General features: G+C 31.0%; 10 protein-coding genes. All 10 read right to left on the minus strand.

What is annotated here, in order from left to right; translation table 11 throughout:
- Positions 1–416: 416 nt before the first annotated feature.
- The 10 genes from HALO113_RS01025 to HALO113_RS01070 all read right to left on the minus strand — a co-directional run bounded on the left by HALO113_RS01025 (position 417) and on the right by HALO113_RS01070 (position 13,358).
- The gene (locus HALO113_RS01025) at positions 417–1,454 is read right to left on the minus strand and encodes a phytase (RefSeq protein ID WP_159777252.1); all 1,038 of its coding nucleotides are present in this window, start codon (positions 1,452–1,454) and stop codon (positions 417–419) included.
- Between the two features lie 69 nt (positions 1,455–1,523).
- Positions 1,524–4,424 carry a TonB-dependent receptor gene (locus HALO113_RS01030; protein ID WP_236554560.1) on the minus strand — a complete coding sequence of 967 codons (2,901 nt, stop codon included), beginning with the start codon at positions 4,422–4,424 and terminating at the stop codon, positions 1,524–1,526.
- 127 nt (positions 4,425–4,551) lie between these two features.
- Positions 4,552–6,108 (minus strand): tetratricopeptide repeat protein, encoded by a 1,557-nt coding sequence (locus HALO113_RS01035; RefSeq protein ID WP_159777253.1) that lies wholly within the window; start codon positions 6,106–6,108, stop codon positions 4,552–4,554.
- A gap of 1,105 nt (positions 6,109–7,213) precedes the next feature.
- Positions 7,214–8,200, minus strand: coding sequence for a phosphotransferase (locus tag HALO113_RS01040; protein WP_159777254.1), 987 nt, complete (start codon positions 8,198–8,200; stop codon positions 7,214–7,216).
- A 58-nt stretch (positions 8,201–8,258) separates the two neighbouring features.
- Positions 8,259–9,302, minus strand: a complete 1,044-nt coding sequence (locus HALO113_RS01045) for a serine hydrolase (protein WP_159777255.1) — start codon at positions 9,300–9,302, stop codon at positions 8,259–8,261.
- Between the two features lie 405 nt (positions 9,303–9,707).
- The gene (gene lgt, locus HALO113_RS01050) at positions 9,708–10,535 is read right to left on the minus strand and encodes a prolipoprotein diacylglyceryl transferase (RefSeq protein WP_159777256.1); all 828 of its coding nucleotides are present in this window, start codon (positions 10,533–10,535) and stop codon (positions 9,708–9,710) included.
- A gap of 189 nt (positions 10,536–10,724) precedes the next feature.
- A complete protein-coding gene (locus tag HALO113_RS01055) occupies positions 10,725–11,312 on the minus strand; it encodes a hypothetical protein (protein WP_159777257.1) in 588 nt (195 codons plus the stop codon).
- A 29-nt stretch (positions 11,313–11,341) separates the two neighbouring features.
- Positions 11,342–11,539, minus strand: coding sequence for a hypothetical protein (locus HALO113_RS01060; protein ID WP_159777258.1), 198 nt, complete (start codon positions 11,537–11,539; stop codon positions 11,342–11,344).
- 227 nt (positions 11,540–11,766) lie between these two features.
- Positions 11,767–12,399: a hypothetical protein gene (locus HALO113_RS01065; RefSeq protein WP_159777259.1), complete on the minus strand. Its 633-nt coding sequence runs from the start codon at positions 12,397–12,399 to the stop codon at positions 11,767–11,769.
- Positions 12,400–12,569: 170 nt separating this feature from the next.
- A complete protein-coding gene (locus HALO113_RS01070) occupies positions 12,570–13,358 on the minus strand; it encodes a hypothetical protein (protein WP_159777260.1) in 789 nt (262 codons plus the stop codon).
- Positions 13,359–13,452: the final 94 nt, after the last annotated feature.

Here is a 13,452-nt window from a genome sequence, read left to right on the forward strand (position 1 = left end):
TGTAACTATTATTTAATTTATTGTAATGTAAAGAATTACTGCATAAAAATAAAATTTCCTATGCTAAAAATCAATACCCCTTTCGGGTAATTTTTGAGTCTTAAAGTCATAAAGTCGAAAGTCATAAAGTCGAAAGTCATAAAGTCGAAAGTCATAAAGTCGAAAGTCATAAAGTCGAAAGTCATAAAGTGGTTATGAATTAGGAATTAAGAATTAGGAGTTAGTTGCTAACTTATGAACACCAACCCACAACAAACACAGACAACAAACAACCATCGACCCAAACTTCACAACCCACAACCCATAACCCACAACAGACAACCCACAACCCACAACAGACAACCACCAACCACCAACCATAAAAAAAACCGCCTGATACAACTACCAGACAGTTTTTAAAAAAAATCAACAAATGGCTATTTATTTTGGATACTCTTTAAAATTACTTTTTCTAGTTTACCAAAATCATAGACATAAAAGTTTTTAGCATCGTTCATGGCTACAAAAATTCCTTTAGGAAAAACGGTACCCAATGTATTAGTCACTACATCACAACCGTCAGTTTCTAATGTGGTTAAGTTTACAGCCGTTATAAAAGCATTGGTTTTACGGTCATAAACATTAAAAAGCCCACGTTGCTGATCGGAAACAATAATATAACCCGATTCTACACCTGTTTTAGCAATAGCAATACCTTCAATATCACTTTCAAAATCGGTTGTCCCAAACAAACTGATTTCTGCATTGCCTTTTTCAGGTTCAGCATAATATTTGCGCACTCCGTGTTGCTCATCTGAATAATAAATAAAGCCCATTTCATTGTCTACTGCTATCGCTTCAATTTCTTTTTTACCGCTAAACTTCCCAAACTTACGCACGAGATTTAATGTTACTCCTGAAGAAGTGGAAACCAATTCGTATTGGTATAAATAATCTTCTTTTGGCCCAGTTTTTCTACCTACTATCAGATACACTTTGTCGCTCACAGGAGCATGATAAATCGCAATGCCCATAGGTGCTTGAAAGTCAGGTTGCGTCGCATCGGCAAACACCTTAAAACCACCATTGTCTAAAGGTTGCATATCGGGTACCGAAAACACACGTACTTGGTTCTTTTCTCTTTCCGTAAAAGCAATAATATCAACTTTAGTAGAATCGTTGAGTTTAAAATTATAGGTTAAATCAATATTGTTAGGACGTTCAATATTACGAATGGTTTTACTTTCGATAATTTTACCTTGTAAATCAAAAGCATAGATAGCTCCATTAGTTTCTTTATCGGTACCAAAAATAATACTTTGAGAAGCATCTTTTGGGTTAACCCAAATTGCAGGATCATCCGTATCATTGATGGTGTTTTCAGTAATAACATCAGGAGGTAAGGTCAAAACAACTGACTTTTGTTGGCAACTGCATACTGCCAGTAATAGGATACTATAAAAAATAGATTTCATGGTTTTAAATTATAAATAGTTGTTAGTTGTTAGTGATTAGGAACTAGTAATTCGTAATTCATAATTCGACTAATATAAATCATATTTAAGACCAAAAGTCAAGCGTTGCCCATAAAATTCGGCTTGTTGTGTTCTACTTCGTACCGATTGATAGTAACGTAACGGTTGGTTTGTAATATTCTTTAATTCGCCGTACAAACTTAGTTTTTTTGACAAGCTTATGCCAATATTAAAGTCTAAAAATAACTGTTGGTCATAATAACGATCTTCAAAACTATTGCCACCAATTTCATCGATATAAGCATCAGAGAAATTAGCTGAAAAGCGCGCATTAAAAAATTTATTCGCGTAGCCTAAGGAAGCGTTTAATAAATTTGGAGCTGTATTGGGTAAGTCTAAATCATCACGTTCTTCACCATCTTCGTTGCGTATTCCAGTGGCTTTAGAAGTTAAGAACGTATAGTTGAGATAGAAACTAAAGTTTTTAGCAAAACCAGGTAAGAAATCTAATTGTCTTTGAAAAGCAAATTCAGCACCCAAAATAGTAGCATCATCACCGTTTAAAGGTTGGTACACACGATAACCTGTAGTTCCATTACCCAATGCATCAGAAGTTGTTTCTGCTTGGTATTGGTACACAAAATCATTAATCTTTTTATAGAACAAACCACCAGAAAGCAAACCAACACTTTTAAAATAGTATTCGCCAATAAGATCAAAGTTCATCGAAGTAGTGGCTTTTAAATTGGGATTACCAATAAAAATTTCTTCATCACTAGAAACAATATCAATAGTAGGGATTAAATCTACATAATTCGGTCTGGCTAAAGTATTCGTCCATGCCAAACGGAAAACCGTATTGTTGTTAGGAGCATATTTAAAATGCACACCTGGTAATACATTGGTATATGCATTTTCCTTAGTAACTGTTCCTACTAAATCGTCTTCATCTTCAATTTGATTACCTGTAGCTTTTAAATCAGTTGCTTCTACACGTACTCCTACCAATGTTTGTAATTTATCGGTTATATTTTGAGTAGTCATAACATAACCTGCCCATACATTTTCAGTCACATTAAAATTGGCTCTTAAAAATTCAGATGGCACCGATTCGCCGTTTACTAATGTTAAATCACCAAGCCAATTCGCATCGATATACCCTCCTAAATTGTATTTATCACCCGCTAAGAAATCGTCATCTGATAAGTCTTTTAAACCGGTTAGATTCATTGTTGGATAGGCACTTTCTAAATCATATTCAAAGAAGTTGTTGTCTCTACTTTTCTTTTTAAAACGACCTCTGGCACCTAGTTTAATCGTTCCGTTTGATGTACCAAAAAGAGAAGCTGGTAGTTCAAAATGCGTAAAGAAATTGACATCATCTTCTTCCGTATATTGATATTCTTCTGTAATTTCATCAAATTCAAAAGCATCAAAGGCAGTAGCATCCGCTGGATTTTCAGCATATAACATAGGGAACTTGTTATCAGAAAAGTCATTTAGTACCGTATATTCGGTTTCATATTTAGCATAACGTTCGTTTTTTCTTTCTTCCGAAGCTTTGGCATACGAAACCATCCAATCGGTTTTTACTTTACCTAAGAAATGCTTTCCGCCCAAAGAATAGTTTTGCATTCTTTGGTCTTCCAAACGACGGTTTTTGTTTCTATTGTTATCAATACCCCCTTTGGTTTCTTTAGCTATTTCCGCAGGAAAGCGTGACGGTATACCATTGGTAATGGTAAAATCACCCGCTTCCATATCTTCTGCATCAAGCATTTCATAAGAAGTACGGTATCTATTTTCACGATCATCTCTCCAGTTGTACATCGATTTTAAATACAAATTATGGTTTGGGTTAATTTGGTAATCCAAGTTAGCCGAAAAGCTTCTTCTTACTCTTTGTACTAAGTATTTTCTGGTTTCAAATGCTTTGGTATATGGATTTACTGGTACTTCCTCTAAAATAGGGTCACCATTTACATCATCTACACCCGTATAATATTCAAATTCATCTGTCCATTCCGCTTCAATATTATCTGAACCAAAATCGGTATCATTAATAGAAGCGGCTACCATCCAACCTAATTTTTTGTCTTTGGTACGGTCACCAATAAGTAGCGAACCGTTTAAAATACGTTTGTTGGTTATAAAACTAATTCCAGAACCCAAAGTACTTGATAATCGGAACTGTTGCGGTGCTGTTGCCGTAACTAAGTTAATCGAACCCCCTAATGCATCCCCATCCATATCTGGTGTAACCGCTTTGGTTAACTCAATAGTTTGGATCATATCGGAAGGAATTAAATCCATTTGTACGTTTCTATTATCGCCTTCCGCGGAAGGGATTCTACTGCCATTTAATGTAACTGAATTCAATTGAGGGGACAAACCGCGAACAATAATATTTCGTGCTTCTCCTTGATCTACTTGCATAGTTACACCCGAAATACGTTTTACCGCATCACCAATATTCGCATCTGGGAATTTCCCAATTTGGTCTGTAGAAACTACATTTGTAATATTGATGTTGTTTTTCTGGGTATTTAAAGCCTTAGCTTGTCCGCTTAAGCCATAGGATATTAATTCAACCTCATTTAAAGTAACACTTTTAGGTTTCATAGTAATAAAAAGGGTAGTAGTTTGGTTTTCTACCACTGTAACTTCTTGTTTTAAGTCTTCATAACCTAAGAAAGCAATTTGAATTTGGTAAGTTCCTGCCGGAATAGAAAGCATTGAAAATTTACCATCGAAGTCGGTTGTTGCTCCTTTATTCAAGGAAGAAATAAGAACAGTTGCACCAGGTAAGTAGAAATTATTTTCATCTACAATAGTACCTGTAATACTTCCTTTTTGAGCAGTTGCAGTACACGTTATTAGGGTTAAAAACAACGTTACAAATAGCCTTTTAACAAAGCACATTTTTCTCATTTTTTTTAGTTTTACATTCTTAGCAAATGTAGTATTCATAAGGGTTTATTTATTTTTAACTAAGGCAACAAAGAGGCAACAAACTCTTTTTTATTAGTTACAACAAGGCAACAATAACAGTTTATTTACATTAAGCTAACTCTAAGAAAAAAAGACGATTTTTTTCTTACAATTCGAGTAAAAAAGTAATTAATTCTGCTTTAGCATCGATAGGTAATTTTTTTCTAAAACGATGTCTTGCTACGCGAACACTATCGGGTGTAACACGAAGAATAGTGGCAATCTCTTTGGAAGACAAATTGAGTCGTAATAAAATGCCCAGTTTTAATTCGGCAGGAGAGAGGCTTTCGGTGGCAATTTGAGAGAGTTTTTTAATAAAATCGGGGTGTATTTCTTCAAAGAATATGGTAAATTCTTCCCATTCATTCTCTTGTTGTAAAACAAAATCAATTTCGTTTGAAATCTCTTTAACTTTTGTTTCTAATAACTCGTTTTTTCGACCCATACTATTCTTTAACTTAGTTGAAAGTTCGGATAGCATTTTGTTTTTTTGAGCAATATGTAAGCTATAGCGAGAAAGTGCAGCTGTTTTTAATTCTAAATCGCGGTGTAAATTCTTTTCTTCGATTTCTTTTTTCTCTAATTCTGCCTTTAAGGTTTGTTGTTTGTAATTCTGAATTTTAAGTGTTGTTTTTCTCTTTTTTTGGTAATATATATACATAACAACCACAGCAAATAGGAGTGATAATGCTAAAATAAGTATGGTTTTTTGATTGGCTCTACTTGCTTTATTTTGTTCCTGTAAAATTTTTATTTGGTTTTCTTTCTGATTGATTTTATAATCGGCTTGTAAGAGATTAACTAGGTTTTTATTTTCATTGGCCACGGCTTTTTGATTGTAATCATCTGCTAGGAGTTTATGTTCATAAGCTTTTTCATAATTTGAAAGTAAGGCATAAGCCTTGGCTAAATCTTTATGTCCACTTTCTAATAAGTGATTGTCATTTAGTTTTTTAGCTAAGTTTAGAGATGAATTGGTATAAGGAATTCCAATGTTTACCTGTCCTTTTTTTCGGTACACATCGCCTAGATTATTTAAAACATTAGCTTCTTGTTTAGTTTGCGAGCCTTTGAGGAGAAGGAAAGCTTTATTAAAATAGTCATAGGCTTTATCAAACTGTTCCAAATCTTCATAAATACTCCCCATATTTTCATATACCACTGCAATTTCTAAGCTATCCTTTTGGTTATTAAAAAAAGTAAGGCTTTTATTTTCAAATGCTAAAGCGGTCTCATACTTGCCTCTTTTTTCAGCATTTTCCCCTAATAAACTAAAAGCTAATGCTTGTCCTTTGGTATATTGTAATTGTTTTGCAACAGTTAATGCTTCCTGTAAAAAAGGTTGTGCTTGCTCGTATTTGTGCATCGCATGATTGACTTTACCAATGGCATTATTAATTTGGACAAACAAACTGTCCTTTTTGCTAGTTTGTATTTGTTTTAGTGCTTCTTGATAATAAGATAAGGCATTGGCATATAAACCGTATTGACTGTAAATTGTACCTAATTCTAGCATTTTCAAAGCTATGGTTTGGTTGTTTTTACTTTTTAAAGCCAGATCAAGCCCACTTTTTTTATTTTTCAACTGGGTTTCAAGCCAATCATTTTGTGAAAATAGCGTAGTGGTAGTTAATAAAATCAGTAAAAATAAACGCTTAAACATCTAGATTAAATTAACTTGCAAATAAGAAAGAATTGCGTTAAACAATAATGATTTTAAAGTTAAGTAATGATTAAGATTTATGTTAATTAATAAAATAATAAGTTAAGTAAAAACTATAAATAAAAAAAGAGTGCCTTTACGACACTCTTTTTAAAGTAATACTTAACAACAAACTTGTAAACATGGCCAACAAATGACAGATTATTACTCGACTGTAATACTCTTTTTTGTTCTAAGAAACTATATACAAATGATATGCCACAAATGGTAAGAAGTGTGTAATAAATATGTTAAATGCATGAAAAAAACTGAAATTTTATGTACCTGTACATAAAAATTTAGGTTATTGGGATAAATTGATATAAGAAATAGATAAAAAAATAGGAGAGCAGAGTAGAAAACTACCTTTACAGATAAATTCCTGATTCAGCTTTTTTCAAAACCACCTTTGTTAGGCGCTTTGTATCTTCATTTTTTTAATCGTTTTATTTATTACAAATATTTCGAAAATCATTAAGCAAAAAACTAGGATTGTAGTCACCCAGAATGCTAATTTAGCTTCACTTTCTTTCATATAAGAAGCTGATGGATCTGAATAACCAAGACCAATATTGGGATTATAAAAAAAATTAGCAAAATAAATTAAAACAACAACACAGATTAGATTTACTACTAAAAGAATTGAGTTTGTAATTAAATTTTCAAATTTTTTAGATACCATCCTATAAATGTAAAATAACAGAAAAAATAGTAAAGTTACTAAGATAAAACCTTTCCAAAGTTCCATAAAAAGGTGAATAGATTGGAAAAATAGGTATGGTGTATGGAAGTCGAAAAATAATATTGAGGTAGTTATGCTACAGAATATTGGAGCAAAAAACCAAATTACTTCTTTTAAATATTTGTTCATGTTTATCAAGATTTTTTTTGTATTGCTCCCAATGTTTTCACAGCTACAAGTAGTGGCGTTGCATAAACACCAAGCCATAACAAATATAAACTTATTTTAGAAAATTCGTAGATACGAGCACAAAGTGCGAACTGGTGAAACAATTTTCGGAATAGAACTAAACTAGCCATTACTTGTAACCGCTTCTAGCCACAGTTAATTCTTTTCTATTTTATAATATTCAACCCAATCTTTTATTCTTCCAACAAACATTTTAAGATAGTTTTCAGTCAGAAATATATTTGACCAATCAAATCTTTGAGCTTGAACACCAAGATAAAAAACAAAAATTGATGCTCCAGTTTCTGGAATTAAGTTTATCTCTTCATCTGATAATTTTCGGAATTCTTTGTAACCTTCAAGAAAACATTTTACCTTTAATTCGTATTGATTTTTGTCTTGTTCGATGAAAAATAATTGTTTACAGAAATACCCAACATCTAAAATAAGTATTCCATTTCCACAATTATCAAAATCGAATATAGTTATTTCATTTTCTGTATTTATGCTGAAATTGTCATACCAAATATCAAGATGAACAATTCCCTTTTGGTTATCTTTTAAATTACTTTCTTTAAAGGTTTTTGATATTTTTTCACCAATTTCTTTTAAAAATTTCATTTCATTTAAATCTTCGGAAAAAAATGGCTTTAAATAATTATATGATTTTTTTAAAAGTATTTCTGAATCATAATTTACTCTATCGATTTTCTTGCTTGCCGTTATATTATGAATTTTGGCAATAAGAGAACCAATAGCAAAGCAATTCTCATTTGTCATAAGTCGTTTTTTCTCACCATTTGCAAATGAAAAAAGTACTACATAACGAATTCCTTCAGGAGCATTAATTTCTTGAATTAATTCATCATTTTTATCAGAAATTGGAAATGAAATAGAAAGGTTGTTGCTTTTGAGTATTTTTAAGAGTTCTAATTCCTCCTTGATTTCAGTTTTACTTCTCCAATTATGACAGTAGACTCTAGCTACATATTTTGTGTTTGAGTCTGATATAAAATAAGTATGATTTACTCCAGTTCTAAATAATTTACATTCAAAATTGTTATTTAGGTTGTATTTTTCTATTATAAAATTGCCTAAATCTTTTTCTGATAATGTAGAAGCAATCACTGGGAATGTTGTCATTCGGTTTCGTTTTGGTTTAATTGTGGCTAACGGTTTGGCAATAACTTGTTGTTGGCAGTTATTTTTTCATCAAGTTGCTATTCATTACGATTTCTCTAATTTTAATTTCAAACTCGTAAAACAAGTCTATGTTTTCATTAGACTGATTTTCTAAAACAACTACGTCCACGTCTGTTTCAGGAAAATAAACTTTAAATGATACAAAACCTGAACCGCCACCTGTATGTCCAACATATTTAATTGGTGTTTTGTCACTTATTCTTACTCCATAACCATAGCCAATCTTTTCTTTTCCAAAAGCGTTATGTTGTGCAGTAATGCTATAACTTGTCATCAATTTATAGGTTTCTGGTTTTAAAACTTTTCCTTTGTGCAATAACTTGTCCCAAATGTTTAAGTCAGTTATATTTGAGATAATTCCAGCAGCAGAAACTTTTTCGTTGTTCTCAATAGGTGTTTCTTCAAGTTTGAAATTATTGTTTGTATTTCGATAGCCTTGGACTCTATTTTGAGTTTTACCTTGTTCAAAGCAATAAGTATTTTTCATTTTCAGTTCTCTAAACAAGTCGTTTGCAACGTCAATATATTTTCGACCCGTAACTTTTTCAATTATCTTTCCAAGCATAATATAAGTAGTGTTACCATACTTGAAGTCAGAACCAGGTTTGAAAAGTAAGGGTTTGTCAATGTCAGTTATTCCAGCTGAAAAGTTTAATAACTGGTGAACTGTAACAGTGTCTGCCCAACTTTGAGGCAAGTCGGGCAAATATTTTCTAACTGGGCTTTGCAAATCAATTTTCCCTTTTTCAAACTCTTTTAAAGTCAAAACAGCAGTAATTTGTTTGCTGTTTGACATAATAATAAAATTGTCATTAGTTGTTAGTGGTGTCTTTTTTTTAAAATTTGAATATCCAAATGCTTTTTTATATTTTGTTTTTCCCTTTTGAGTAATCAAAATAACTCCGTTGAAACTTCTTGGGCTTGTCGTTTTGATTAAACTGTCAATTTTGGCAGAATAATCGTCTTTTTCTTGTCCGTAACTGTTACAACTTACTAAAAAAGTTGTAAAAAAAATGGTTAAAAGTCTAAGTGTTTGTTTCATTAAAATTGTCTTGATTTTTTTGTTCTGTTGTTTACGGTCGGTTTGTCATAATTGCCACCAACGGCAGTCTGTGAAAAAACTCAGAAACCCCACCAAATATAACCAAAATAGTTTGTTAAAAAAGACAAATTTTCGTATTTTTAATAATGCAACACATTCAAGGAATCTCCCGTAATCAGTTATATCTGTCCAGCTTAGAAGATAAAATTACCCTAGATAATCCAGTCCGATTTATAGATGCTTTTGTGGGTTGTATTGATCTACAAAAGATAGGGTTTGTGCCCGTAATTTTAAAAAACAAACCTCGTTTAAATCACTTTAAATGAGGTTTTGTAATATGTTTTTTTGGAGTTATTTTAAAAAATAGTAGTTGTGCAACAGTTACCGTTGTTGTAGGCAGTGCTTTTATTTGGTTTCTTTTTTTATTAAATTTTTACCCATAAAATATATTCCGATTATAATAAATGGAATACTCAAAATTTGTCCCATATTTAATTTCATTCCTTCTTCAAATTCCACTTGATTTACTTTTACATACTCGATTAAAATTCTCATTGTAAAAATTAAAGTAATTGCCAAGCCAAACATAAATCCATTTCCTAACTTTATTTTTTTAGTTTTGTAAACAGTAAAAATTATAATGAAAATTATAAAATATGAAATTGCTTCATAAAGTTGGGCAGGATGTCTTGGTAAATTGTCAACTTTTCTAAAAATAAAAGCCCAAGGCATTGTTGTCGGATTACCAATCATTTCAGAGTTCATCAAATTAGCAAGTCTAATAAATGTTGCTCCAAGTGGCGCAACTATAGAAATTAAATCTAGTATTTTAAGATATTTTATTTCATATTTTTTTGAATATAAAAAAAGAGAAATAATAAGTCCTATTGTTCCTCCGTGACTTGCTAATCCGCTATAACCAATAAATTTTATTTCTCCAATTTGATTTATTTTTATTGGTAAAAACATTTCTAAAATATTTTTTGAATAATATTCAAAGTCATAAAATAAACAATGTCCAAGTCTTGCTCCAACAAATATTCCGATTATTCCATATATGAATAATGCTTCGTGTGCATTATCTTTTAAATTTTCTCTTTTGTAAATTCCTTTTAGTATGTAGGTACTCAAAAGCAAACCACCACCAAAAAAAAGTCCGTAATATTTTAATGGAAATCCATAAATGTTAATTATTTCAGAGTCAAAATCCCAATTAATATATAATCCAATCATATTTTTTTATTAATTTCTGTTTTCTGCGTTTTTTTGGTAAACTAGACACTAACGTTTTGTCACTTGCTTTCAGTGGCGTAAATTTAAGACAAAAGGTTTCAAGTACAAAACTCTTTGTAGAATTTTCGGAGAAAATTCCGAAATAGCCCGAACTTAGCAATAGCGTAAAATCGCGATTAGCTGTGGTTTTTATTTTTTCTCACTGTTCAACATTTTCCTTTTCTTTTTCAGTTTATCATATTCGAAATATGATTTCATTTCTTGAATCAACAGTTTGTTGATATTTAGTATTTCATTAATACTTATTTCGTTTTCTCTCAAGAATTTTAAATCGTCCAAAATAACTCCTTGATTCTTTAAAACTGTTTTTTCAACCTTCAAGCCAATCCACCTTTTTTCTTTAATTTCCCTTTGAACTGATTTTAACGAATCAAACTTATCATGAAAAGTTATTATTGAATAATAATGCTCGATTAACATAAAAATTGCATTTAGCTTGTGATGTTCCTTCTTTGATAATTTATCTCCAAACTCCAAAGTTTTTTCATCAAGATTTTCAATATTTATACTTTTCAAAGCATTTTTGATTCTATGAATTGTAAACAATATGTTTTGAAAATTAAGTAATATTCCAAACGCAAATAATGGATGAATGGTTTCCTTATTTTTAGAATAATCTTTTTCAAACCCTTTAATGAATTCATCAAAAGTTAAACTTAAATCATCTAGATTTTCTGAATCTAATATTTTTTTATATGAGAACTTATCATAAGTCAAAAGATTCCAAACTACTCCAATTCTCTTTTTTATATAAAGATGAAACCCATATTTAATTTTGTTTTCTTCATATTTTTTTGAATGTAAGGTATTAAAACTGCTGCGATTAGTGAAAGAACTGCAATCAGTAAAAACCATAAATTCCAATCGATTTTATCGCCTTCTTCAATAATTTTAACTTTTATTGGTTCAGCTATTTTAATCGAATCTATCTTCTTTTCAATCATTAGTTTTTATTTTAGATTTACTTCTTTTGAAATTGAGGTGTCGGAAAATCACAGCTAACGTCCCGTCAGCTTTGTGTCATGCGAGGATTTTTATTACTAATGCTTACAAATATACCGAAAAGAGTGAAAGATAAATGTTTAAAATAGGAGAGAAGGCAAACATAGGATTCTCCCGATAAACATCCAAACCCCAATTTCTTAAAACCGCTGTTAGTGGTAGTAAATGTTTAAGATTCCACACCAAGTAAAATTTGGACTTTGCCATTTTCTAATTCATAGACTTCGATTGAACTTAAATCTAAATCACCAATATCATGTCCCCAAATTCCATATTTACCATCAGTTTCATTTCTATTGATTAAACCTTCTCTTTTCTCAATAGGAATTGTTTTTGTTTCAGCAGTTTTTTCTTCAGTATTGTAGATTTCGTGATACTTTTTGCTAATTTCTAGAATTAATTGTTTTCTAGTAAATCCTTTTTCGTTACTCTTTAAAATAAATGAAGCTGGATTATTTAATGGATAATCAATAACAACTGTTATTTCTGAATTTGGAATAACTATTTTGTCAGCATCAATTAATCTATCGATTTCACTTTTTGGATTTTCAATACTAACCCAAGGTATAATGCCGTCTTCAAAATCTTTTGCTTCGTCACTATTTGCTTTAATCCCAAATTCAATACTAGAAATTAGATTCCCAAGATTGTCTTGTGATTTATTTTGAGAATCTGATTCTTTTTGATTTAGAACTTTTAAATAATCTTCGTTATTTGAATTTGTTTTTTGTTCTGAAGGCTTTTGAAAATTACAACTGATTAAAAAAGCTGCAAAAGAAAGTAATAATGTTTTGGTTTTCATTTACTTATAGTTTGGTTTTTAATTGCCACTAACGGTCTAGTGTATGAGCAGTAGCGGATTAGAAACCACTAACTTTTCGGTTAAACACTTACCTTTATTTATATTCATTTAGTTTCAATTTAGCACAAAACCCGTTATTGCTTATACACATTGTTGTGTGCTGGCTATTTTCACTTTACTCTTAATATTTTAGCATCAAAGTCAGCCATTAAATATACTCGGTCAAACTTTGATTCCATTTTATAATTTTCAGATTCGTTTAATTCATATGATACAGAAGAAAGTGAACCAATTAAAAGAACTAACCATAATTCGGTTAATTGCTTTTCACTTGTCCTATATCCCAAAATTTTAGATTCTTTTTTTTCTATTTCTGTTTTCAAACGTTCTCTTGTCAGGTATTCCGCTTGCCAATTTTTTTCTTTATATGAAAATGAAACTTGAGAATGCCTTGTTGTTCTTATATTGGTAATTTTTTCAGGCAGTTCAAAGTCCGTTTCCATTCGTGTCCATTGCACATAATCTGCAATTTGTTCCGCTAATTTCGGTTTGTCCTTTTGTGAATAATTCCATTCGTCATTTTGTATTGAAATTGTCGCGTGAACATTAGTATCCGGATATTTTTTTTCAAATCTTTGTTCTGCATAGTCCAATAGGGTTTTAACTCTGAAATATCTTTGGGCGTCTTCTGTTAGAATTTGGGTGTGTTCAAGTCCGATTAAACTATTGTTTAGTTCAATAATAAAATCAGGATTTGGTGGTTGTGGTTTGTCCACAATCCGAATTTCAGAGTCAATTTTGTAGGCGAACTTTCCAATTTGACAAACTTCAAGAATTTCTTGTTTGTTCAAGTCGAAATTGTCAAGAATTGGATAAATAATTTGACCCAATTCCTGTTTTTCCTTTTTCGCTCTTTCAATTAGCTTTTTAAGTTCTTCTTTGTCTATTTGTAAGTTCATTTTTTCAGCTTGCACACAACTAGTATATATACGCTACTACCTAGCTCCAATCTACCTAATATAGGGTGTATAGGTCCTACAAACTAGCGTTTTT

Origin of the sequence: Flavobacterium sp. 9AF (genome assembly GCF_902506265.1) — a bacterium.
Lineage (GTDB): Bacteria > Bacteroidota > Bacteroidia > Flavobacteriales > Flavobacteriaceae > Flavobacterium.

What these genes read in the sequence shown, in the direction of transcription:
- lgt (WP_159777256.1), bottom strand. Translation starts at nt 10,535, where the DNA reads ATGATTGGATTATATATTAATTGGGATTTTGACTCTGAAATAATTAAC.
- HALO113_RS01035 (WP_159777253.1), bottom strand. Translation starts at nt 6,108, where the DNA reads ATGTTTAAGCGTTTATTTTTACTGATTTTATTAACTACCACTACGCTA.
- HALO113_RS01045 (WP_159777255.1), bottom strand. Translation starts at nt 9,302, where the DNA reads ATGAAACAAACACTTAGACTTTTAACCATTTTTTTTACAACTTTTTTA.
- HALO113_RS01065 (WP_159777259.1), bottom strand. Translation starts at nt 12,399, where the DNA reads ATGAAAACCAAAACATTATTACTTTCTTTTGCAGCTTTTTTAATCAGT.
- HALO113_RS01025 (WP_159777252.1), bottom strand. Translation starts at nt 1,454, where the DNA reads ATGAAATCTATTTTTTATAGTATCCTATTACTGGCAGTATGCAGTTGC.
- HALO113_RS01060 (WP_159777258.1), bottom strand. Translation starts at nt 11,539, where the DNA reads ATGATTGAAAAGAAGATAGATTCGATTAAAATAGCTGAACCAATAAAA.
- HALO113_RS01040 (WP_159777254.1), bottom strand. Translation starts at nt 8,200, where the DNA reads ATGACAACATTCCCAGTGATTGCTTCTACATTATCAGAAAAAGATTTA.
- HALO113_RS01030 (WP_236554560.1), bottom strand. Translation starts at nt 4,424, where the DNA reads ATGAATACTACATTTGCTAAGAATGTAAAACTAAAAAAAATGAGAAAA.
- HALO113_RS01070 (WP_159777260.1), bottom strand. Translation starts at nt 13,358, where the DNA reads ATGAACTTACAAATAGACAAAGAAGAACTTAAAAAGCTAATTGAAAGA.